23 protein-coding genes and 1 tRNA gene are annotated in these 18,739 nt (G+C 66.7%); 9 read left to right on the plus strand and 15 right to left on the minus strand.

Going from position 1 to position 18,739, the window contains the following annotated elements; genetic code table 11:
• Window positions 1-15: 15 nt before the first annotated feature.
• The 6 genes from GLR48_RS10380 to GLR48_RS10405 form a co-directional block, all read right to left on the minus strand.
• Complete coding sequence (locus GLR48_RS10380) at window positions 16-1,086, minus strand: DUF1513 domain-containing protein (RefSeq protein ID WP_237061188.1); 1,071 nt, start codon at window positions 1,084-1,086, stop codon at window positions 16-18.
• A gap of 3 nt (window positions 1,087-1,089) precedes the next feature.
• Complete coding sequence (locus tag GLR48_RS10385; RefSeq protein ID WP_237061189.1) at window positions 1,090-2,094, minus strand: imelysin family protein; 1,005 nt, start codon at window positions 2,092-2,094, stop codon at window positions 1,090-1,092.
• Window position 2,095: 1 nt separating this feature from the next.
• Window positions 2,096-3,619, minus strand: coding sequence for a di-heme oxidoreductase family protein (locus tag GLR48_RS10390; RefSeq protein ID WP_442915782.1), 1,524 nt, complete (start codon window positions 3,617-3,619; stop codon window positions 2,096-2,098).
• A complete protein-coding gene (locus tag GLR48_RS10395) occupies window positions 3,619-4,860 on the minus strand; it encodes an imelysin family protein (protein ID WP_237064512.1) in 1,242 nt (413 codons plus the stop codon). The genes GLR48_RS10390 and GLR48_RS10395 overlap by 1 nt, the downstream gene beginning before the upstream one ends.
• 293 nt (window positions 4,861-5,153) lie before the next feature.
• The gene (locus tag GLR48_RS10400; protein ID WP_237061190.1) at window positions 5,154-5,366 is read right to left on the minus strand and encodes a DUF4287 domain-containing protein; all 213 of its coding nucleotides are present in this window, start codon (window positions 5,364-5,366) and stop codon (window positions 5,154-5,156) included.
• Window positions 5,367-5,378: 12 nt separating this feature from the next.
• Window positions 5,379-6,026, minus strand: a complete 648-nt coding sequence (locus tag GLR48_RS10405; protein ID WP_237061191.1) for a carbonic anhydrase — start codon at window positions 6,024-6,026, stop codon at window positions 5,379-5,381.
• A 145-nt stretch (window positions 6,027-6,171) separates the two neighbouring features.
• Between GLR48_RS10405 and GLR48_RS10410 the strand changes: the two genes are divergently transcribed.
• The 3 genes from GLR48_RS10410 (at window position 6,172) to GLR48_RS10420 (ending at window position 8,835) form a co-directional block, all read left to right on the plus strand.
• Window positions 6,172-6,546 (plus strand): hypothetical protein, encoded by a 375-nt coding sequence (locus GLR48_RS10410; protein ID WP_237061192.1) that lies wholly within the window; start codon window positions 6,172-6,174, stop codon window positions 6,544-6,546.
• Between the two features lie 61 nt (window positions 6,547-6,607).
• On the plus strand, window positions 6,608-7,987 hold the full coding sequence (locus tag GLR48_RS10415; protein ID WP_237061193.1) for a leucyl aminopeptidase family protein: 1,380 nt from the start codon (window positions 6,608-6,610) through the stop codon (window positions 7,985-7,987).
• A complete protein-coding gene (locus GLR48_RS10420) occupies window positions 7,984-8,835 on the plus strand; it encodes a C40 family peptidase (protein ID WP_237061194.1) in 852 nt (283 codons plus the stop codon). Before GLR48_RS10415 ends, GLR48_RS10420 begins: the two co-directional genes overlap by 4 nt.
• A gap of 83 nt (window positions 8,836-8,918) precedes the next feature.
• On the opposite strand, the gene GLR48_RS10425 is transcribed toward GLR48_RS10420, so the two are convergent.
• The 3 genes from GLR48_RS10425 to GLR48_RS10435 all read right to left on the minus strand — a co-directional run bounded on the left by GLR48_RS10425 (window position 8,919) and on the right by GLR48_RS10435 (window position 10,073).
• On the minus strand, window positions 8,919-9,260 hold the full coding sequence (locus GLR48_RS10425; protein ID WP_237061195.1) for a DUF2794 domain-containing protein: 342 nt from the start codon (window positions 9,258-9,260) through the stop codon (window positions 8,919-8,921).
• 220 nt (window positions 9,261-9,480) lie between these two features.
• The gene (locus GLR48_RS10430) at window positions 9,481-9,801 is read right to left on the minus strand and encodes an I78 family peptidase inhibitor (protein WP_237061196.1); all 321 of its coding nucleotides are present in this window, start codon (window positions 9,799-9,801) and stop codon (window positions 9,481-9,483) included.
• Window positions 9,792-10,073: an I78 family peptidase inhibitor gene (locus GLR48_RS10435; RefSeq protein ID WP_237061197.1), complete on the minus strand. Its 282-nt coding sequence runs from the start codon at window positions 10,071-10,073 to the stop codon at window positions 9,792-9,794. Before GLR48_RS10435 ends, GLR48_RS10430 begins: the two co-directional genes overlap by 10 nt.
• Window positions 10,074-10,177: 104 nt before the next feature.
• Here GLR48_RS10435 and GLR48_RS10440 point away from each other — a divergent pair, with 104 nt between their 5' ends.
• Window positions 10,178-11,290 (plus strand): S-(hydroxymethyl)glutathione dehydrogenase/class III alcohol dehydrogenase, encoded by a 1,113-nt coding sequence (locus GLR48_RS10440; protein ID WP_237058496.1) that lies wholly within the window; start codon window positions 10,178-10,180, stop codon window positions 11,288-11,290.
• A gap of 225 nt (window positions 11,291-11,515) precedes the next feature.
• On the opposite strand, the gene GLR48_RS10445 is transcribed toward GLR48_RS10440, so the two are convergent.
• A tRNA-Tyr gene (locus GLR48_RS10445) sits at window positions 11,516-11,599 on the minus strand.
• 142 nt (window positions 11,600-11,741) lie between these two features.
• Between GLR48_RS10445 and rlmB the strand changes: the two genes are divergently transcribed.
• Together rlmB and GLR48_RS10455 are read left to right on the plus strand one after the other, a co-directional pair.
• Complete coding sequence (rlmB, locus tag GLR48_RS10450) at window positions 11,742-12,521, plus strand: 23S rRNA (guanosine(2251)-2'-O)-methyltransferase RlmB (protein ID WP_237061198.1); 780 nt, start codon at window positions 11,742-11,744, stop codon at window positions 12,519-12,521.
• Between the two features lie 228 nt (window positions 12,522-12,749).
• On the plus strand, window positions 12,750-13,226 hold the full coding sequence (locus tag GLR48_RS10455; RefSeq protein ID WP_237061199.1) for a CoA-binding protein: 477 nt from the start codon (window positions 12,750-12,752) through the stop codon (window positions 13,224-13,226).
• Window positions 13,227-13,324: 98 nt separating this feature from the next.
• On the opposite strand, the gene GLR48_RS10460 is transcribed toward GLR48_RS10455, so the two are convergent.
• Together GLR48_RS10460 and hisF are read right to left on the minus strand one after the other, a co-directional pair.
• Window positions 13,325-13,636: a phosphoribosyl-ATP diphosphatase gene (locus tag GLR48_RS10460; RefSeq protein WP_237061200.1), complete on the minus strand. Its 312-nt coding sequence runs from the start codon at window positions 13,634-13,636 to the stop codon at window positions 13,325-13,327.
• A complete protein-coding gene (gene hisF, locus GLR48_RS10465) occupies window positions 13,633-14,394 on the minus strand; it encodes an imidazole glycerol phosphate synthase subunit HisF (RefSeq protein ID WP_237061201.1) in 762 nt (253 codons plus the stop codon). Before hisF ends, GLR48_RS10460 begins: the two co-directional genes overlap by 4 nt.
• A gap of 88 nt (window positions 14,395-14,482) precedes the next feature.
• Between hisF and GLR48_RS10470 the strand changes: the two genes are divergently transcribed.
• Window positions 14,483-14,923, plus strand: coding sequence for a DUF302 domain-containing protein (locus tag GLR48_RS10470; RefSeq protein ID WP_237061202.1), 441 nt, complete (start codon window positions 14,483-14,485; stop codon window positions 14,921-14,923).
• Here GLR48_RS10470 and hisA read toward each other — a convergent pair.
• The gene (gene hisA / locus GLR48_RS10475; RefSeq protein ID WP_237061203.1) at window positions 14,920-15,636 is read right to left on the minus strand and encodes a 1-(5-phosphoribosyl)-5-[(5-phosphoribosylamino)methylideneamino]imidazole-4-carboxamide isomerase; all 717 of its coding nucleotides are present in this window, start codon (window positions 15,634-15,636) and stop codon (window positions 14,920-14,922) included. The genes GLR48_RS10470 and hisA overlap by 4 nt on opposite strands.
• A gap of 128 nt (window positions 15,637-15,764) precedes the next feature.
• Here hisA and GLR48_RS10480 point away from each other — a divergent pair, with 128 nt between their 5' ends.
• The gene (locus GLR48_RS10480; protein WP_237061204.1) at window positions 15,765-16,157 is read left to right on the plus strand and encodes a DUF2147 domain-containing protein; all 393 of its coding nucleotides are present in this window, start codon (window positions 15,765-15,767) and stop codon (window positions 16,155-16,157) included.
• Window positions 16,158-16,227: 70 nt separating this feature from the next.
• Here GLR48_RS10480 and GLR48_RS10485 read toward each other — a convergent pair whose 3' ends face one another.
• Window positions 16,228-16,710 (minus strand): transglycosylase SLT domain-containing protein, encoded by a 483-nt coding sequence (locus GLR48_RS10485; protein WP_442915783.1) that lies wholly within the window; start codon window positions 16,708-16,710, stop codon window positions 16,228-16,230.
• A gap of 144 nt (window positions 16,711-16,854) precedes the next feature.
• The gene (locus GLR48_RS10490) at window positions 16,855-17,766 is read right to left on the minus strand and encodes a glutaminase (protein ID WP_237061205.1); all 912 of its coding nucleotides are present in this window, start codon (window positions 17,764-17,766) and stop codon (window positions 16,855-16,857) included.
• Window positions 17,767-17,851: 85 nt separating this feature from the next.
• Here GLR48_RS10490 and GLR48_RS10495 point away from each other — a divergent pair, with 85 nt between their 5' ends.
• Window positions 17,852-18,673, plus strand: a complete 822-nt coding sequence (locus tag GLR48_RS10495; RefSeq protein WP_237061206.1) for an alpha/beta fold hydrolase — start codon at window positions 17,852-17,854, stop codon at window positions 18,671-18,673.
• The last annotated feature ends 66 nt before the right edge of the window (window positions 18,674-18,739 follow it).

Here is an 18,739-nt window from a genome sequence, read left to right on the forward strand (position 1 = left end):
CAAAGGCAAGGGGCGTCAGACCTTGACGATATGATTGTCCCAGGCGCGCCTGAACCGCGTGTGCCAGGCAGGCGTCTCGTCCTGCATCCCAAGAACCGTGCCGAACCCGTCAGTCAGCACGAGGCTGTCGCCCACCCCCGCCAACCCGCAGACATCCGCCCGCGCGATCTCGTAAAGGAACGCGCCGTTGTCATCAAAGACCTGTGCCCGCCCGCCCTTGGGTGACGATATCGCGACCCGGCGGCCCTCCGCAAAGAACGCCACCGATCCCGCATAGCCCTGCATCGCCGCATGGGCCGCCGCGTCGGCCTGCACCAGCCGCGCCTCCGCGTCGCCCAGATCATGCAGACCCAGCAGGGCAGGGGCGGCGCTTACCTCCCCCTCCCACTGCATCGCAAAGGCCACGCGCCCCGCGTTCACCGCCAGATGCCGGATCGAGGCATGATGCCGCGCGGCCCCCAGCGCCACGCTCTGCACCACGTCGCCCTCCGGCGTGAGATAGGTCAGGTTCGGTGCCATCGTGTCGATGTTCAGCTTCTCGCGATCCCCGGCCCCCGTGCGGATGCCACCGTTCGCCACCACCAGCGTATCACGGCCCGGCAGGCGGATCACCTCATGCGGCCCGATTCCGCCGGATGCGAACTCCGCAACCCGCACATATCCCTCGTCCCGCGACCAGACCCCGATGCGGCCCTCGCCGCTCTCCGCCACGACCTCCGAGGTATAAAGCAGCGCGCCGTCTTCGGAAAACACGCCATGCCCGTTGAACTCGCGCCCGTCCTCCGCTGACAGCCGATGCGTCACGGCACCGGACGCCGCGTTGATCACCAGCGCATAGGTACCGGGCCTGCGGGCAAAGGCCACGACCTCTGGCGCGCTGGGATGCGCCGCCCCCGCATGGCCCCGCGCGGGCAAGGGCACGCGGAATGTCTCGGCCCCGGTCTGCGTCAGGCCAAAGACGGCAAAGCCGCCGTCAGGCTCCTGTGCCGCGGCCAGAAATGCGGGACTGCCCGCATCGGCCCAGCTCAGCCGGGGCAGGGCACCGGCGGCCAGCAGGCTGCCAAGGAAAGCGCGGCGCGTGGTCATGGCTCAGTCTCCGTCCAGTGAATTCAGGCCCATGGTGACGGTCAGCGTCTCGCCCAGTTCCGCATGCACATCCGCCCGCAGGGCGATCAGCGCCGTCTGCAACGCCTCCAGCCGGAACCGCCCCGCCGGGTCATCCACGCCAGAGAAGTCGGGATCGTCCAGCCCCTCCGCCAGCCCGATCACCCGGTCGAAATCCGCGTAACTGCGGGCTGCGTCCGCCGGATCAGGCACCAGTGCGACCATCAGATCCCGGTGGCCCGCCAGCGACAGCGCCAGATTGCGCTGCGACCGGTCCGACAGCCGGCCTTCCGCCCGCTTGGGCCGGGGCCGGTCGAAGGTGCCCAGCGGCAGCCCCAGCCGCTCATCGATGTCGAACTGCATGCTGGTCAAAAGCGCGGTAAAAACGACCTGTCGCGCCTCGCTCGCATCAAGAAAGCGCGCATTCCGCTTGTTGCCCGCCGTCCGCATCACGGTCACGAAATCGCTCTGCCACGCCTCCTGCACCGCCGCGGCAGAGGCCGCCAGATCCTGCGTCATCGCCCGCACCAGCACGCAGCCCGGATCGCCAGCGGCATAGGTGTTGAAATCCGGATCGAACAGCATCGCCTCGACCGCATAAAGCCCCCGGGCCGAGATCGGCTGCCCCGGAAACGTCTCTGGCTTGTCCAGCACCGGGTCCTGCCCGGTCAGGATGCGCGACAGCGCACGGGGCCGGTGGCCGTCAACGTCGGGCCAATAGGCGATCGCCTGGCGCCGGCTGCCCTGCTCCAACGGGCCAAAGCGCAGATCCTGCACCCCCAGCCAGGCATCCATCGCGCCGTTCCACGCCGATACCAGATCAGCGCTGCCCGGCGTGCAATCCGCCTCCGCCGCTTGCGCCAGCCCGGCGGTCGCCTCCGCAAAGGTCGCCACATGGGGCACGGCATAATCGTTCAGCACCCGGTCAACGGCATCGTCGGCCAGCGCGGGCAGGGGCAGGGTCAGCAGGGCGAGGGTCATCAGGCGCATGTCATAAACTTTCCAGGTAACGGATCAGGGCGTCGCGGTCATCTTTGGGCAGGGCGGCCACGGTATCGCGTGACGCCTGCGCCTCGCCACCGTGCCACAGAATGGCTTCCATCAGGGTGCGGGCGCGGCCATCGTGCAGGAAACTGGCGTGGCCTGTCACCTGCTCGGTCAACCCGATCCCCCACAGCGGCGCCGTGCGCCACTCGGTCCCGGTGGCGCGTTCCTCCGGCCGGTGGTCGGCCAGACCCTCGCCCATATCGTGCAGCAGAAGGTCGGTGTAGGGCCAGATCAGCTGGAAACTCTGCGCGGAATTTTCGGCATCCCGCCCGGTCACGAACTTCGGCGTATGGCAGGACGTGCAGCCCGCGTCATAGAACACCCGCTTGCCGCGCAGCACGGTCGGATCAGCCGCATCCCGCCGCTCCGGCACACCCAGATTGCGGGCGTAGAAGGTCACCAGATCAAGACTCTCGTCGCTCACCTCCACCCCCGTCGCAGGATCGGCGCCAGAGGGTGCGGCCATGCAGGCGACCTGTGCCGCGGTGCAATCGCCGCCAGCGCTGACATGCAAGGACGTGGACAACCCCATGTCGCCGGAAAACGCCGCCGCCGACTGTTCGCGCACCGACGGCATCCCCGCCTTGTGCCCGAACCGCCCCAGCACAGGCGCGCCCTGCACGGCTGACATCACCACGTTGGCCCGGCCCGAGATTCCGTCGCCATCCGCGTCGTCGGGGTCTGCCAGCGCCATGATCTCTGCCGCCGGAATCGCCTCCAGCAGACCCATCCCGATCATCTGGGGTGCCACGCGGGGCGAGGTCATCAGGTCCGCCGCCAGATCGCCATAGGCCGGGTCCGCGATGGTATAGGTCGGCTTGCGCAGCGACACGACCTCGCCACCCGCCAGCGTCACCGGGCTTTCCGTATAATCCACCAGCATCCGCGCCTCGGCGGGCACGCCGGGCAGGGAAAACGTCTGCAACTGCCCGCCATAGACCGGGTCCGGCGCGCTCGCCATCCACCCGGCCACCTGCGCCATCTCGGCCTCCAGCGCGTCAGGTGCGGGCACCGACAGGCGCAGGAACAGGGACACCGGCGCCTCGCCTTCACTGACAGGGGGCCGTCCGCGCCCGTCCTTGACGTGGCAGGCCTGACAGGCTGCGGCGTTCAGCAGCGGCCCCAGCCCGTCCGATGCGGTGGTGGACGCCGGCGCCGACACCCAGTTGCGCGTGAACAGCCCGTTGCCAAGGTTGAAGGTCATCCGCCCCTCCAGCCCGATATTGGCCGAGGGGTCGGAAAACGCATCCGCCGTGGTCCGCGCCCGCACACTGGCCCCACCACCGGGCTTGTCCTCGAACCGTTCGGGCGCGCTGAAATCCGTGGTGGGTGCGGTGACGGCGGCGATCCGCGCCGCCTCCTCCGCCGTGCGGGGCAGCAGCGGCGTCTCTGCATCCAGCGCAGGGGCGGCCCCCGCAGGGACCGCCGCCATCAGGGCCAGCACGGATATGAGCGCGCGGGATGACATCACTGGAACACCTCGCCCGCCGCCTCCAGCGTGTCGTCGCCTTCGACCACCACGCCGTTCACGCCCAAGACCCGAGAGACCCGCTCGATCGACCTTGATTGCTCCACCAGCGCGTCGATCAGCGGGTTGATCAGCGCCTCGCCCTGCGGATTGCCGACCTGCAACAGCATGTCGTAATGCATACCGCCCGCCTGTGCCACGCGCAGCGCATCCGCCGCCGCCACCGTCGCGGCCAGCTCGCCCGTCAGGGCCGCGGCCAGCGCCGGGTCGGCCTCGGCCACGACGTCGCTCAGTGCTGGACCGCTCACCACAGCCCCGTCGGTGCGCGTATAGGTCCCCAGCCAGACGTTCTGCATGCCCAGCACGTCATGGTAATGGCTGCTCGGCGTGTTGTCGGAAAAGCAGTCGTGCTCTTCCTCCGGATCGTGCAGGATCAGGCCCAGCTTGACCCGTTGTCCCGCCATTTCGCCGTAGGACAGGTTGCCGATGCCGGTCAGCATCGCCGCGATCCCGGCCTGCGGGTCCGCCGTCACCGCCGCCCGCGCCGCGCCATCGTCGCCCCACTGGTCCGCCATGAACGACAGGTCATCCACCAGCAGATCCGCCGCCACGGTCAGATAGGCCGCCCGCCGGTCGCAGTTGCCGCCGGTGCAATCGGCACCTTGCGCATAATCGGTCCAGGGCCTCTGCCCCGCCATGGGCGCGTCGCTGACCAGATCCTGCCCCCACAGCAGGAACTCGATCGCGTGATAACCGGTGGCCACGTTCGCCTCGCTGCCGTCCGCTTCCTGCAAGACCTCCGACAGCAGGGCAGGGGTGATGACCGAGGCATCGACCTCCTCCCCCGACAGGGTAAAGCGGGGCGTGGCAATCACGTTCAGCTGCGCGAATTCATTCTCTCCGGCGCCGTAGTATCCGTCCGCCACGCCGTCGATCAGCCCTTCGTCCAGCGGCCAGGCGTTCACGCGGCCTTCCCAGTCGTCGACGATCGGATTGCCGAAGCGGAAAACCTCGGTCTGCATGTAAGGATCGCGCGCCGCGAGCCACGCCGCGCGCGCTGCCGTCAGCGTCGCGTCAGAGGGCGATTCCGTCAGTTTCGCGACCGCATCCCGCAGGCTCTGCGCCGTCGTCAGGCTGTCCTGATAGGCGGCGGCGGCGATGTCGGCATAGGTTTCCACCACCTGCGCCCGTGACGTCTCGGCCTGTGCCTGAGAGGCAAATCCGGCGACTGTCATCATCATGATACATGCACGCGTCATCAGGGGTGTGTCCTTTCGATCCCGAAGTCTTGCAGCAATCTCTACAAAATCGGTCAGGAAAGTAAACCCGACAAAAACACTTTTTTGAATGGTCGGTCCCCGACAGCGACGCTGTGGGGTCCATGATATTAGTCCCTATCAGCCAGGGCATTCCAGGACATCACGTCGGCTGAAATCGTGTTGAGACGTCTCTTGTCACACCCGCTAAGCGCATGGCCCGGTCGTCGCCGGTCACCCGCTGACCCGATCCGTGACCCGGCGACATACGGCGCGCTTTAGTCCTTTGGCGTCTCGCGCAGCGTATCGGCCACCAGCGCGTTCGCATGGCCGTGGCCCATCCCGTGCGTCTCTTTCAGCCAACCGACAAGCTGCATGTGCGTCAGACCCGTCTGTTCACGAATCAGCGCCTTCCATGCGGCGATCGGACGACCGTATTTTGCCTCGATCGCCGGAAAGTAAGAGGCCGGGCCCTTGATCCTGTCAGCCATGCTGCCGCCTCCTCAGACCGTCGTGAAGGCGCGCGTGTTCGGATCGTAGCATTCCAGCGTACCCTCGCCGATGTGGTTCCACAGCCCGTGCAGCGACAGCATCCCGTCGTCCACCGCCTGCTTGACGAAGGGAAAGGTCATCAGGTTTTCGAGGCTGATCAATACGGCCTCCTTTTCCAGCGACCGCAGACGGCTCTTGTCGTCGCCGCTCGCCAGCCGCTCGTAACCGGGCCGCAGGATGTCCATCCAGCGCCCGACAAAGCTGGTCTTCTCTTCTAACTCCGGCGCCTTGCCCTCGCACATGTCGAAACAGCCCTGCACGCCGCCGCAGCTGGAATGTCCCAGCACCACGATATGCGCCACCTTCAGCGCCGTGACCGCATATTCCACCGTCGCCGAGGTGCCGTGCTGCTGCCCGTCCGCCGCGAACGGCGGCACCAGATTGGCGATGTTGCGGTGGATAAAGAATTCGCCCTGATCCGCGCCAAAGATCGAGGTCACATGCACCCGGCTGTCGCAGCACGAGATGATCATCGCGCGCGGATGCTGACCATCCTCGGCCAGCCGCATGTACCAGCTGCGGTTCTCGGCATAGGTGGTGGCCTTCCAGCCGTGATAGCGCTTGACCAGATACTCGGGCAGCGGTTTGGCGAATTGCATCGGGCGCACTCCTTCGGCATTTGTCACAGGATTAAGGTGTATTTGACGGGATTTCGAGGGATTTCGTGGATTGGCGTCAACCAAATGGTGACCACACCCGCCTAGAAGAAATCACCGACAACATCCTTACCAAAGGCCCGATCCCATGAGCATCGTTACCGTTCTTGAATGCACCCGCAACCCTGCGATGGACCCCGGCCCCCTCAGCGAGATCTACAAGGATCTGGGCGACAAGGCCGCCGAGGAAACGATCTGCCGCGCGCTGGAGGATCTGGCGATCCGCCTGAACCGCCTGCAGGACGTGCGTGCCATCGCGGGCTTCGACGAACTGGCGCGCCAGTCCGGCCGCATGGCGGCCGTCGCGCAGGGCATCGGCCTGACAGAGGTCGCCATCGCCGCCCGCCACGTCGGCACCTGTGCGCGCCAGCGCAACGGCATCGCACTCGAAGCGACGCTCTCGCGCCTCGAACGGGGCTTCGATCTGGCGATTTCCCAGATCTGGGACTTCCGCGACTTCTGATCCGGCCTTGCCGTCACCGGCCATACCGCTACGCTGTGGGGGAGCTAGAATGGAACCCCCGATGACCGACCGTACGCCTGCCACCTTCGCCGCCCCCGACACCGCGGCCATCCCCCTTCACATCATCGACGCCGACGCCACCGACGCGATCCCGGCGGCCGCGCGCATGTGGGCGCAGACCAGCGGCTTTACCGGGGCTGCCGGCGCGACGCTGCTGATCCCCGATGCGGACGGCGGCATCGCCATGGCGCTGGTGGGGCAGGGCAGTGCCGCCAGCCGCCGCCGCACCCGCTTCGTCACCGCATCCGCCGCGCGCAAGCTGCCCGCCGGCACCTATGCCATCGCCTCCGGCCTGACCGACGCCGCGCTGGAGGAGGCAGCACTGGGCTGGCTGCTCGAATCCTACAGCTTCGACCGCTACACCAAGCCGAAACCCGGCGCCGCACGCCTCATCGCCCCCGACGGCATCGACGCCCCCCGGCTGGAAGCGATCGCCGCCGGAGAGGCCCTGACCCGCGACCTGATCAACACGCCCACCAGCGACATGAGCCCCGCGGACCTCGAAGATGCGGCCCGCAGCCTCGCCCGCCGCCATGACGCCCAGATCAGCGTCATCACCGGCGACGACCTGCTGTCGTCCAATTTTCCGATGATCCACGCGGTCGGCCGCGCCAGCGCCACGCCGCCCCGCCTGATCGATATGTCATGGGGCGACACCGGTCCGCACCTGACGCTGGTCGGCAAGGGCGTCTGCTTCGACACCGGCGGTCTGAACATCAAACCCGGCAGCTCCATGGGCCTGATGAAAAAGGACATGGGCGGTGCCGCGACCGTTCTGGGCCTTGCGCACATGATCATGGCGCTGGGGCTGCCGATCCGCCTGCGCGTCCTGATCCCTGCGGTCGAAAACTCCATCTCTGCCAATGCCTTCCGCCCGCAGGACATCCTGACTTCTCGCAAAGGGCTGACGGTCGAGGTCAACAATACCGACGCCGAAGGCCGCCTCGTGCTGGCCGACGCGCTGGCGCTCGCCTGCGAATCCCACACCGACCTCGTGATCTCCATGGCGACCCTGACCGGGGCCGCCCGCGTCGCCGTCGGCCCGGACCTCGCACCCTTCTTCACCGACAACGAAGACACCGCGACGGCCCTGACCCGCGCTGCCGCAACGGTCGCCGACCCGGTCTGGCGTCTGCCCTTTTACGACCCCTACGAGGACATGATCGAACCCGGTATCGCCGACCTCGACAACGCGCCATCGGGTGGTTTCGCAGGGTCGATCACGGCGGCCCTGTTCCTGCGCCGCTTCACCGACAAACCCTACATCCACTTCGACATCTACGGCTGGAACCCCAGCGCAAAACCCGCCCGCCCCAAGGGCGGCGTCGGCATGGGCGCTCGCGCGATCCTCGCCGCACTGCCCGACCTGCTGAAGCTGTGACCGCCGCCACGACAAAAGACCGCCGCCTCTGGCCCGCCAATGCCCGCGTCGCCCACCGGACCCTCGCGGGGCAGGTGGACGGCCTCACGCTGGTCGACGGCACCCCCGCGACCCTGACGCATCCCGTCACCGACCTGATGACCGCCCCCGACGGGCGCCGCGACCGCCAGCTTCTGCTGGGCGCGGACGTCAGCGTGCTGGAGGATCGCGACGGCTGGTCCTTCGTGCACGGCCACGACGGCTACGTGGGCTACGTGCCCTCGGACCGGCTGACCGCGGACGTGGTGCCCACCCACCGCGTCGGCACCTTCGCCACCCACGCCTATGCGGACGACGACCTGAAATCCCCAGACGTCCTGCAACTGCCCTTCGGTGCGCGGGTCCGCGTGCTGGACGAACGGCGTCATTTCTTCGAAACACCGCAGGGCTTCATCCCGAAAAAGCACCTCCGCCCCCTCGACCGTCCCTTCACCAGCCCCGCGACGATCGCACAGCTGCACTTCGGCGTGCCCTATCTCTGGGGCGGCAACTCGACCCGCGGCCTCGACTGCTCCGGCCTGGTCGCCGCCGCGCTGCACGCCTGCGACATCCCCTGTCCCGGCGACGCCGACCTGCAAGAGGCGGCCCTGGGCGAAGCCCTCGCCCCCGACGCCGATCTGCAACGCGGCGACCTGATCTTCTGGCCCGGCCACGTCGGCATGATGGTGGACGCCGCCACGATGATCCACGCCAACGGCAACGCCATGGCCGTCACCTACGAACCCCTCGCCAACGCGATCCTGCGCATCCGCACCGTGGAAAACAGCGAAGTCACCTCCCGCCGCCGCGTAGAAGGTTTGTCAATCTGAGTTAAGATACTGTTAAAGATTACATAATATGTATCGCATGCGAAACATTTTGGTTCTGTAATGTAATCCTCTGTCGCCCGGTGTCAGTCCACCGGCCGGATCAGCTTCCGCTCCAGCACGCGCAGCACCGCGGCAAGGTCATTGCCCCGCTTCAAAATCTGCCCGTCCATGCTGACGACCGCATATTGCCCCTGCTTCATCCGCAGCTTGGGCCGCTTTTCGATCCGGTACAGCGGGTTCTCGGCCGTCCTGCGGAACACGCTGAACACCGCCAGATCGCGCAGCGCTGAAATCCCGTAATCGCGCCACTCGCCCGCCGCGACCATCCGCCCATAAAGCGTCAGGATCGGCCCCAGTTCGGTGCGATGGAACGACACGCGGTCATCGGACGTGGCAACAAAAGGCGGAGGCGTTTGAATCGTCATGCCTCAGAGTTGCGCACTGCCCGCGCCAAATCAAGACGCCGCCCCGATTTCGCCACGAAACGATCCAGCACAGGCCGCAAAGCGCCCATCTTTGCGTCACGCGGGCGGACTAAACCAGTTGTATTGCAAGGCAAGCCGGCGTCGCGCGTGAAAGCCCCCACCCAGTGCGTGACGTCGGTGCCTTGCATGTCTCTCTCTCCCCTCTACCGACCCCGCAAGGTCAGCCACAGGTGATCTGCGTGATCCTGTTGTCCGGCCCGATGATGAAGTTGATCCGGTCCGGCTGAAAATCCTGTGCAGCGATGCTTTCCGGCCGCAGCACCTGCACCGGACCCATGATCAGCACCTTCTCCAGCACCGTGGCATCCTTGCCCAGCAGGCTGATCTGCCGCCGCGCCCCGCAGGAATTCTCGACCCCCGCACCGGACGGCACGGCACTCACGTCGACCGCCTGCGGCGCGCGGCCCGCATCGCTGCGCACGACGGGACCACTGGCGCAGGCCGAAGCCAGCAGCAGGGGGGCAAGTGCGATCAGCCGCATGTGATCGCCACGATCCGTCCGGCACGGTCCACTTCGACGTTCAGCCGGGTTGGCACGAACTCTTGCGTCACCATCTCGCCGGGATTGATCAGTCGCATCTCGGTGTTTGCGGGGAACCGTGCGGTGCCCATCGACTGGCCGACATCACCCGCATAGGCCGAGGCGTTGCAGGCATCGCCACCGCCACGTTGCGGCGTGGACGCGCCGTCCACGTTCGGGGACGCACAGGCTGCAAGCAGCGGCAGGATAAACAGGGATATATATTGTTTCATGGCGTCATCTTGCCGCGACCGGGCAGGGGTTTGCAAGCACCGGGCTTGCGGTCCGGCGTATTTTCCCCGACCTTGGCGCCGAAATTCTGACAAGAGGTGAATCCATGCGAACCCGTGCAGCCGTGGCCCTGAAGGCCGGACATCCGCTCGAAGTGATGGAGGTGAACCTGGAGGGGCCGAAGGCCGGCGAGGTGCTGGTCGAGATCAAGGCGACCGGCCTGTGCCACACCGACGCCTTCACCCTGTCCGGCGATGATCCCGAAGGTGCCTTCCCCGCGATCCTGGGCCACGAAGGCGCCGGCGTCGTGCTGGAGGTGGGCGAGGGGGTGACCAGCCTCAAGCCCGGCGATCACGTGATCCCGCTTTATACGCCCGAGTGCCGCGAGTGCGAGTATTGCCTGAACCCCAAGACGAACCTCTGCCAGAAGATCCGCACGACCCAAGGGGCGGGCGTGATGCCGGACGGGACCAGCCGGTTCAGCATGCTCGATGGCACGCCGATCCTGCATTACATGGGCTGTTCGACCTTCGCCAACCACACGGTCCTGCCCGAAATCAGCCTGGCCAAGATCCGCGACGACGCGCCCTTCGACAAGGTCTGCTACATCGGCTGCGGTGTGACGACGGGCATCGGTGCGGTGATCAACACGGCCAAGGTGGAATACGGGTCGCGCGCCATCGTCTTCGGTCTGGGCGGCATCGGTCTGAACGTGATCCAGGGCCTGCGGATGGCGGGGGCGTCGCAGATCGTCGGCGTCGACATCAACCCCGACAAGGTTGCGATGGGCAAACGCTTCGGCATGACCGATTTCGTGAACCCCAAAGAGGTCAAGGGCGACCTCGTCGGCCACCTGGTCGAGCTGACGGGCGGCGGCGCGGATTATACATTCGACGCCACGGGCAACGTGCAGGTCATGCGCACGGCGCTCGAATCGGCGCACAAGGGCTGGGGCGAGAGCATCATCATCGGCGTGGCCCCCGCGGGCGCCGAGATCAGCACCCGGCCGTTCCAGCTGGTGACCGGGCGCAGCTGGCGCGGCACGGCCTTCGGCGGTGCGCGCGGCCGGACGGACGTGCCCAAGATCGTGGACTGGTACATGCAGGGCAAGATCGAGATCGACCCGATGATCACCCACACGATGCCGCTCGACGACATCAACAAGGGCTTTGATCTGATGCACAGCGGCGAAAGCATCCGCGGCGTCGTCATCTACTGAGCCGACGACAGCGTTGCGACATGAGAGGCCCGGTCCCTGCGACCGGGCCTTTTTGGCGCGCGGCGCCCGCAAAAAGGGCTCTTTGGTCTTTCGACGGACCGTCGGCCTTGGGGGCCAGCCCCCAATCCCCCGAAGTATTTTCAACCAGAAGAAGGGGGCCGCGACAGCGCAGGCTCTGCGCCGCAGTGATGCCTGAGACCGGCATGGTAAGAAGAGGAAAATTAGTGGTGGGCGACCCTGGAATCGAACCAGGCGTGCGTCTCCGCGAGAGAGTTACAGTCTCCTGCCACACCTTGCGGCCTGTCGCCCACTGAGAGGCGAAATAGCTGTGGGGGCGGGGGGCGTCAACCGCAAAAAGGCGGGCGCCAAACGCAAAACGCGGCAGATCTGGCGGTTGCTTCACAGGGGCATGGATATCCTGTAACGGGGGGCAACAGTCAGGGGATGTCAGATGCAAAAGCCGAAGTGGGTGATCGAAAAGGAACAGGCCAAACGGATGGCCGCGTCGGAGACGATCTGGCTGTTCGGCCTGCATGCGGTGCGCGACGCGCTGCTGAACCCCAAGCGCGTGAAGCTGCGGCTGGTGGTGACGCGCAACGCACTGGACAAGCTGGAGGACGCGGTCGCGGGGTCCGGGTTGGAGCCAGAGATCAGCGATCCGCGCAAGTTCGCAGCACCCATCGACCCGGGGTCGGTGCACCAAGGGGCCGCGCTGGAGGTGAAGCCGCTGGACTGGGGCAGCCTTGAGGACATCGCACTGGGTGATGGGCCGACGCCTGCGCGCATCGTGCTGCTGGACCGGGTGACCGACCCGCACAACGTGGGCGCGATCCTGCGGTCGGCCGAGGTCTTTGGCGCGCGGGCCGTGGTGGCCGTGCAGCGGCATGCGGCGCCCGAGACTGGCGCACTGGCCAAGACGGCGTCCGGCGCGCTGGAGCGGCAGCCTTATCTGCGGGTGCGCAATCTGGCGGATGCGATGACGCAGTTGCAGGGTATGGGATACCTCGTGCTGGGCCTCGATGGCGAGGCCGAGATGACGATTGCGCAGGCGGTGGAGGGCAAGCGGGACCGTCCCGTGGCGCTGGTCATGGGCGCCGAGGGACCGGGCCTGCGCGAGAAGAGCCTGGCCACCTGCGACGCGCTGGTGCGGATCGGGGCTGCGGGCGGGTTCGGGTCGTTGAACGTGTCGAACGCGGCGGCGGTGGCGCTTTACGCGGCACGGGCCGAGTAGTCGGGTCTGGCCGGGCCACCGCGCGGCCTGTGGCCGCGACGCCCGCCCGCCCGACCTTGGACGCGCCCTTCACAGGGTTGCGAGGGGCACTGGTGGCGGGGCGCTGGTGGCCCCATCTGATAACACAGAGCAGGTTTGCGGAACCGGACCTGCCCGCAGACATATCCCTCGTTCCACACCTTTGCGCCCGGGCTTGACCCGGGCGTTTTTTCGTTTGAGGGTTGGGTCATGAGCGATGCCATACCCGACGCAGCATTGAAGGCGATCCTGAACCGGGTGAAGACCGTGGCCATTGTCGGTGTCTCGGCCAATCCGGTCCGGCCCAGCTATTTCGTGGCCCGCTATCTGCAGTTGAAGGGGTATCGGATCGTGCCGGTGAACCCCGGACTGGCGGGGCAGGATCTGCTGGGCGCGCGCGTGTATGCCACGCTGGCCGATGTCCCCATTGATGTCGACATGGTGGATGTGTTCCGCCGGTCGGATGCGGTGCCGGGGATCGTGGAGGAGGCGCTGGCGCGCTGGCCCGGGCTGGACGTGATCTGGTTGCAGCTGGGGGTGCGCCACGATGCGGCGGCTGCGGTGGCCCGCGCGCGGGGTGTCACGGTGGTGCAGGATCGCTGTCCGAAGATCGAGTATCAGCGGCTGTTCGGCGAGTTGCGGATGGGTGGGTTCAATACCGGGGTTATTTCGTCGCGGCTGACGTGACGGCGGGGCGCGGGGGGACGTGCGATCGGCCCTGCGGGCCGACTGGAGGCGCGGCCTCCAGACCTCCGAAGTATTTTTGACCAGAAGAAGTGGACCGGTCAGGGCTGGCGGGCGGCCTTTTCGGCGAGGCCGGATGTGCCTTGGCGGCGGGCGAGTTCGGCCATGACGTCGGACAGGGGGACGTCGCAGGCGGTGAGCATCACCAGCAGGTGGTAGAGGGTGTCGGCGGCCTCTGACGTGAGGGCGGCCTTGTCGCCGCGGACGGCCTCGATGATCGCCTCGATCGCTTCTTCGCCGAATTTTTCGGCGCATTTGGCGGGGCCTTTGGCCAGCAGTTTCGCTGTCCAGCTGGTGTCGGGGTCGGCGTCCTTGCGGGCGGCGATGGTGGCTGCGAGGTCGTCGAGGGTCATGCAAGCCTCATGGGGATGCCGGCGTCGGCCATGTGCTGCTTGGCCTGGGGAATCGTGAAGGTGCCGAAGTGAAAGATCGAGGCGGCGAGCACGGCGCTGGCGTGGCCTTGGGTCACGCCTTCGACCAGATGATCGAGGGTGCCGGCCCCGCCGGAGGCGATGACGGGCACGTCGACCGCGTCGGCCACGGCGCGGGTCAGGGGGATGTTGTAGCCGGTCTGCACGCCGTCGTTGTCCATTGCGGTGAGCAGGATCTCTCCCGCGCCCTTTTCCACCACCGTCCGGGCAAATTCCACGGCGTCGATGCCGGTGGCCCGCCGGCCGCCGTGGGTAAAGATCTCCCACCGGCCGGGGGCCACGGTCTTGGCGTCGATGGCGACGACAATACATTGCGAGCCGAAGCGCAGGGCGGCCTCTGTCACCACGTCGGGGTTGGCGACGGCGGCGGAATTGAAGCTGACCTTATCGGCGCCCGCGAGCAGCAGGGCGCGGACGTCGTGGTGGGTGCGCACGCCGCCGCCGATGGTCAGCGGCATGAAGCAGGCCTCTGCCGTACGCGTAGCGAGGTCGAACATCGTGCCGCGGTTTTCCTCGGTCGCCATGATGTCGAGAAAGCAAAGCTCGTCAGCACCCGCGGCATTGTAGGCGATGGCGGCGTCCACCGGGTCGCCCGCGTCACGCAGGCCGACGAAGTTGACGCCTTTGACCACGCGGCCGTTTGCGACGTCGAGGCAGGGGATGATGCGGGTCTTGAGCATGGCGGCCTTTTAGGCCGGATTGCGCGGCGAGGGAAGGGAACATCCGCGGGGCACCTTGGGTTGGGGCGCAAAAGAAGGAGTTTGCAAGATGTTCAAGACCACGATGATGGCGGCGATGCTGCTGGCGGGGCCTACCATGGCCGAGGTGCATATGAAACCGAGCCCCAAGACCGTCGACGAGACGATGACCGCATTGATGGCGGCTGTGACCGGGGCGGGGGCCACGGTCTTTGCCGTCGTCGATCACGAGGCGGGTGGGGCCGATGCGGGGTTCGAATTGCCAGAGGCGCAGCTGCTGATCTTTGGCAACCCGGCGCTGGGGTCGCAGGCGATTGCGGATGACACGACGGCCGGGCTGGTGCTGCCGCTGCGGGTCGAGGTGATGGCAGATGCCGCGGGCGCCACGCAGGTCGTCTGGGCCGACACCGCAACCTTGTTTGCGGGGTTGGACATCCCCGAAGATGCACCCTACCGCGCGCAGATCGACGCGGCGCTGGAGAAGTTGACCGACGCGGCGGTGGCCGACTAGGCCAAGGCGGCGAGGGCGGCGCGCAGGTCGAGTGCGCCGTCGTAGAGGGCGCGGCCCGAGATCGCGCCGGCGATGACACCGGTGTCGCGGAGCGCGGTAAGGTCGGCCAAGGAAGACACGCCGCCTGAGGCGATCACCGGAATCTCCACTGCCTGCGCAAGGTCGGCGGTGGCCGCGATGTTCGGCCCCTTCATCGCGCCGTCGCGCAGGATGTCGGTGTAGATGATCGCGGCGATGCCTGCGTCCTCGAAGGATTTTGCGAGGTCAGTGACCATGATGTCCGTCTCCTCGGCCCAGCCACGGGTGGCGACGCGGCCGTTGCGTGCATCGAGGCCGACGGCGACCTGACCGGGGAAGGCGCGGGCGGCCTGCCGCACGAGGGCCGGATCCTCGACCGCGACCGTGCCGAGAATCACGCGGGTGAGGCCCAGCGTCAGCCAGCGTTCGATCGTGGCCATGTCGCGGATGCCGCCGCCGAGTTGCGTGGGCACCTTGCAGCGTTTCAGGATCGCCTCGACCGGGGCGGCGTTGACGGGCGTGCCGGCAAAGGCGCCGTTCAGGTCGACGAGGTGCAGCCACTGGCAGCCCGCATCGACGAAGACCTGCGCCTGTGCGGCGGGGTCGTCGTTGAAGACCGTGGCCTGGTCCATTTCACCGTGGACGAGGCGCACGGCCTGACCGTCCTTCAGGTCGATTGCGGGGTAGAGGATCATGAGCAGGTCTCCGGCGGTTTTGCGGTCTTGTGCGCAATGCTTAAGGGAAAAGCAACCGACGTGGCGTCAGACTTGATCGCAAACGCAGGTGCGCCAAGGTGCACGCAGTTTCAAGGGGAGGAGACCCAATGATGACACGTCTGATCGCGGCCTTGCTGGCCGCAACCTTTGCCAGCGCCGCTACGGCACAGGACGCCGCCATCGGCACCTGGCAGACCGAGGTGGACGACGGCGCCTTTGCCCATGTCAGCATGACGCCCTGTGCCGGTGCGGTCTGCGGCACGATCGTCAATACCTACAAGGCGGATGGCACGCCCTATCAGTCGGAAAACATCGGCCGCCAGATCGTCATCGGCATGGCGCCCAAGGGCGACGGCACCTACGCGGGGCAGGTTTACCGTCCGTCGAACGGCAAGACCTACATCGGCAAGATGCAGGTCAGCGGCAATGCGCTGCGGCTGCAGGGCTGCGTGGCGGGCGGGTTGTTCTGCGCCAGCCAGGATTGGGCGCGCGTCAAGTGATTGAAACGCAAACGTCCCGCGCCTGAGGCGCGGGACGTTTGCGTGTGCGTCGAAAGTCGGGAACGCGCCGTCAGGCCTTGCGCAGGCCGGTCTGCACCAGCATGCCGCGGCGCTTGGCCTCGTAGTAGTAGCCCTGGCTGTACCATTTCACGGCGGTCGCTTCGGACCCGTCCGACAGCAGCCAAGCCCCGCGCAGGTATTTGCCCGCGTATTTCAGGTTGGTTTCCGCATCCAGCAGGTCGTTGTTGTCACCCTTGAAGCCCATACCGCGGGCGGTGGCGGGCAGGATCTGCATCAGACCGTAGTAGGGGCCGTTGCGGGCGGCGGGGTTGTGGCCGCTTTCGCGGATGATGACGCGGTGCAGCAGGCTTTCGGGCACGTCGTAGAGGGCGGCGTATTTCTGGATCAGGGCCCGCAGTTCGCGCGTCTCGCCGGCGTGCATCGGGATCGTCAGGTCGACGGCCGGGGCCTTGGGGGCCATCGCGGCGAAGGACATGGCCTCTGGCGGAGCGGTTACATTCATGCAGGCCGACAGGCCCACCAATGACATCATCACACACGTTCCGCGAAGCATCTGCCGCATTTTGCCGTCATCCGTCACTGTTGAACCTGTGACGGGCTTAGACTGCCGCAGCGTCTTGCGTAAACAAGGTGGAAAAACGTCGGCGAGATGTCGCCAGTGGATGCGCGGACCCGCCTAGTCGAAGACCGACCAGCCGGTGGCGCGGGCCAGCATCTCGACCGATTCGGTGCCGAGCTTGGAATTGCCCTGCGCGTTCAGGCCCGGCGACCAGACGGCGATGCCCGCGCGGCCCGGTGCGACAACCATGATTCCGCCGCCCACGCCGCTTTTTCCCGGCAGACCAACGCGGTAGGCGAAATCGCCAGAGGCGTCGTAGTGCCCGCACAGCATCATCATCGCGTTGATTCGCCTGCGCCGCGCCGCCGAGACCAGACCCGGCGCACCGGGGGCTCCGGTCAGGAACAGGGCGGAGCGGGCCAGCTGCACGCAGGTCATGTCAACAGCGCATTGATGAAAGTAGGCGCCCAGCGTCATTTCCACCGGGTTCACCATATTGCCGTGGGCGGCCATGAAATAGGCCAGCGCCCGGTTCAGATCGCCGGTCGCCTGTTCAGACGCGGCAATTCTGTCGTTGATGTGGATGTCGTCGTCGCCGGCCGCGGCGCGGATGAACAGCAGCAGTTCCGCCAGAAATTCGCGCGGCGCGTGACCGGCAAGGGCCGCGTCGGTCGTCACGATGGCCCCGGCGTTGATGAAGGGATTGCGCGGGATTCCGAGTTCATGCTCCAGCTGCAGGATCGAATTGAAGGCTTGGCCCGAGGGTTCGCGGCCCACGCGGGCCCAGATCTGGTCGCCGAGCCGCCCCAGTGCCAAGGCGAGGGTGAAGACCTTGCTGATGCTCTGGATCGAAAAGGGAACGCCCGCATCGCCGGTGGTAAAGACCTGCCCGTCGGGCAGGGCGACCGCCATGCCGAAGTGCCGCGGATCGACGCGAGCCAGTTGCGGGATGTAGCGCGCGACGGTGCCGCGGTCGGTCGCGCGCGCCATGGTGGCGCCGATGTCATCAAGGATCGCCGCGATGTCCATAGCTCTCTCCACCGGATGTGTGATGGAACCCCGGCCCGCGCCGTGCGGTTGATCCCGCGACAGACAATGACCGAAAGGACAGACCATGCCAATGATCGAAACCCGCGACGGAACAAGGCTTTACGTCAATGACTGGGGGCAGGGGCAGCCCGTTGTGCTTATCCATGGCTGGCCGCTGAACGCCGACAGCTGGGAATACCAGTCGGTGAAACTGGCCGAGGCGGGCTACCGCGTCGTGTCCTACGACCGCCGCGGCTTTGGCCGGTCGGACCAGCCCTTTGCCGGTTACGATTACGACACGCTGTCTGACGATCTGGCCGACGTGATCGCGGCGCTGGACCTGAAGGATGCGGTGATCGCGGGCTTCTCGATGGGCGGCGGCGAGGTCAGCCGCTACATGTCGCGCCACGCGGGCAAGAACGTGGCGAAGGCCATGCTGATCTCGTCGGTGGCGCCCTACATGGAAAAGACCGACGACAACCCCGAGGGCGTCGATGCATCGGTCTTTTCCGACATGAAGGCGGGGCTGCGCGACGACCGTCAGGGGTTTTTGCAGGCGTTCTTCAAGGACTTCACTGGCGAAGGCACGGACAAGGGCGGTGTGTCAGACGCCGCGCGCCACTGGATGTGGGGCATGGCGATGATGGGCAGCCCTAAGGCCACGATCGACTGCGTCACGGCCTTCGGCACGACGGACTTCCGCCCGGACATGGCCCATTTCAAGGTGCCGACGCTGGTCGTACACGGCGATGCCGACAAGATCGTTCCGATCGAGGGTGCGGGCGCCAAGGCCGCCAAGATGATCTCAGGCGCCAGCTACAAGGTCTATGACGGCGCCCCCCACGCCCTGACCGCCACCCACAAGGACCAACTGGTCGACGACATGCTGGCCTTCCTCAAGGGCTGAGTGGCACGCTCGCCCCTTCTTCTGGTTAAAAATACTTCGGGGGTCCGGGGGCAGCGCCCCCGGCGG

This window comes from Loktanella sp. M215, assembly GCF_021735925.1.
GTDB lineage: Bacteria > Pseudomonadota > Alphaproteobacteria > Rhodobacterales > Rhodobacteraceae > Loktanella.

What these genes read in the sequence shown, in the direction of transcription:
- GLR48_RS10380 (WP_237061188.1), bottom strand. Translation starts at nt 1,086, where the DNA reads ATGACCACGCGCCGCGCTTTCCTTGGCAGCCTGCTGGCCGCCGGTGCC.
- GLR48_RS10385 (WP_237061189.1), bottom strand. Translation starts at nt 2,094, where the DNA reads ATGCGCCTGATGACCCTCGCCCTGCTGACCCTGCCCCTGCCCGCGCTG.
- GLR48_RS10390 (WP_442915782.1), bottom strand. Translation starts at nt 3,619, where the DNA reads ATGTCATCCCGCGCGCTCATATCCGTGCTGGCCCTGATGGCGGCGGTC.
- GLR48_RS10395 (WP_237064512.1), bottom strand. Translation starts at nt 4,860, where the DNA reads ATGATGATGACAGTCGCCGGATTTGCCTCTCAGGCACAGGCCGAGACG.
- GLR48_RS10400 (WP_237061190.1), bottom strand. Translation starts at nt 5,366, where the DNA reads ATGGCTGACAGGATCAAGGGCCCGGCCTCTTACTTTCCGGCGATCGAG.
- GLR48_RS10405 (WP_237061191.1), bottom strand. Translation starts at nt 6,026, where the DNA reads ATGCAATTCGCCAAACCGCTGCCCGAGTATCTGGTCAAGCGCTATCAC.
- GLR48_RS10410 (WP_237061192.1), top strand. Translation starts at nt 6,172, where the DNA reads ATGAGCATCGTTACCGTTCTTGAATGCACCCGCAACCCTGCGATGGAC.
- GLR48_RS10415 (WP_237061193.1), top strand. Translation starts at nt 6,608, where the DNA reads ATGACCGACCGTACGCCTGCCACCTTCGCCGCCCCCGACACCGCGGCC.
- GLR48_RS10425 (WP_237061195.1), bottom strand. Translation starts at nt 9,260, where the DNA reads ATGACGATTCAAACGCCTCCGCCTTTTGTTGCCACGTCCGATGACCGC.
- GLR48_RS10430 (WP_237061196.1), bottom strand. Translation starts at nt 9,801, where the DNA reads ATGCGGCTGATCGCACTTGCCCCCCTGCTGCTGGCTTCGGCCTGCGCC.
- GLR48_RS10435 (WP_237061197.1), bottom strand. Translation starts at nt 10,073, where the DNA reads ATGAAACAATATATATCCCTGTTTATCCTGCCGCTGCTTGCAGCCTGT.
- GLR48_RS10440 (WP_237058496.1), top strand. Translation starts at nt 10,178, where the DNA reads ATGCGAACCCGTGCAGCCGTGGCCCTGAAGGCCGGACATCCGCTCGAA.
- rlmB (WP_237061198.1), top strand. Translation starts at nt 11,742, where the DNA reads ATGCAAAAGCCGAAGTGGGTGATCGAAAAGGAACAGGCCAAACGGATG.
- GLR48_RS10455 (WP_237061199.1), top strand. Translation starts at nt 12,750, where the DNA reads ATGAGCGATGCCATACCCGACGCAGCATTGAAGGCGATCCTGAACCGG.
- GLR48_RS10460 (WP_237061200.1), bottom strand. Translation starts at nt 13,636, where the DNA reads ATGACCCTCGACGACCTCGCAGCCACCATCGCCGCCCGCAAGGACGCC.
- hisF (WP_237061201.1), bottom strand. Translation starts at nt 14,394, where the DNA reads ATGCTCAAGACCCGCATCATCCCCTGCCTCGACGTCGCAAACGGCCGC.
- GLR48_RS10470 (WP_237061202.1), top strand. Translation starts at nt 14,483, where the DNA reads ATGTTCAAGACCACGATGATGGCGGCGATGCTGCTGGCGGGGCCTACC.
- hisA (WP_237061203.1), bottom strand. Translation starts at nt 15,636, where the DNA reads ATGATCCTCTACCCCGCAATCGACCTGAAGGACGGTCAGGCCGTGCGC.
- GLR48_RS10480 (WP_237061204.1), top strand. Translation starts at nt 15,765, where the DNA reads ATGATGACACGTCTGATCGCGGCCTTGCTGGCCGCAACCTTTGCCAGC.
- GLR48_RS10485 (WP_442915783.1), bottom strand. Translation starts at nt 16,710, where the DNA reads ATGATGTCATTGGTGGGCCTGTCGGCCTGCATGAATGTAACCGCTCCG.
- GLR48_RS10490 (WP_237061205.1), bottom strand. Translation starts at nt 17,766, where the DNA reads ATGGACATCGCGGCGATCCTTGATGACATCGGCGCCACCATGGCGCGC.
- GLR48_RS10495 (WP_237061206.1), top strand. Translation starts at nt 17,852, where the DNA reads ATGCCAATGATCGAAACCCGCGACGGAACAAGGCTTTACGTCAATGAC.